1 pseudogene is annotated in these 583 nt (G+C 42.4%); it reads right to left on the bottom strand.

Annotation, left to right across the window (positions count from 1 at the left end):
- Positions 1 to 560 (bottom strand): annotated as a pseudogene (locus tag GFB48_RS17405) (transposase); the annotation flags it as partial.
- Between the last annotated feature and the right edge of the window lie 23 nt (positions 561 to 583).

The raw sequence follows: 583 nt of genomic DNA, 5'->3' as shown, positions 1-583 counted from the left end.
TTTAAATCCACATAAGCCATACAGGCAAGTACAGCGGCTTCATCTAATAAAGCTTGTGATTTAAACCTACCTTCCCAGAAGTGGCCGGTGCAGTTATCCTCATGATTCGCTTTTCTAGCGATAGGCTCATTCAAGCAGCGCATAAACCATGAAATGTCTGAAAGCCTTGAGCGATACTCGGCAATGGTTTTACGAAGGGTTAGTGCTTCACCATCAGAGAGCAAGTCTCCTTTCGCAAAGCGTTGACTCAGTAGCGTGCCTTTAAACAGCTTGTGCCAACGTTCTACCACTTCTCTATCTGACCAATCATTATCTCTATAGATATCAATGTGTAATACCAAATGAAGGTGATTCGACATTACTGCGTAAGCTGCAACATCAATCGCAAAAATACCACTGAGTTTATGAATTAACGACTCAACCCAGCCGCGTCTATGGTCATAGTTTTTATTGGTGTATTTATCAAATCCGCACAGGAAAGCACGACGAACAACACGGCTAGTGATGTGATAATAAGGAGTATCTTCAACTGAAATTAACGTACTACGGGGTCTAGGCATAACAACCTCCTACAACTCGCTAT

The organism is Paraferrimonas sp. SM1919 (assembly GCF_010993985.1).
GTDB lineage: Bacteria > Pseudomonadota > Gammaproteobacteria > Enterobacterales > Shewanellaceae > SM1919.
Note: the sequence above shows the minus strand (reverse complement) of the source record. Positions and strands in the feature narration are given on the sequence as shown.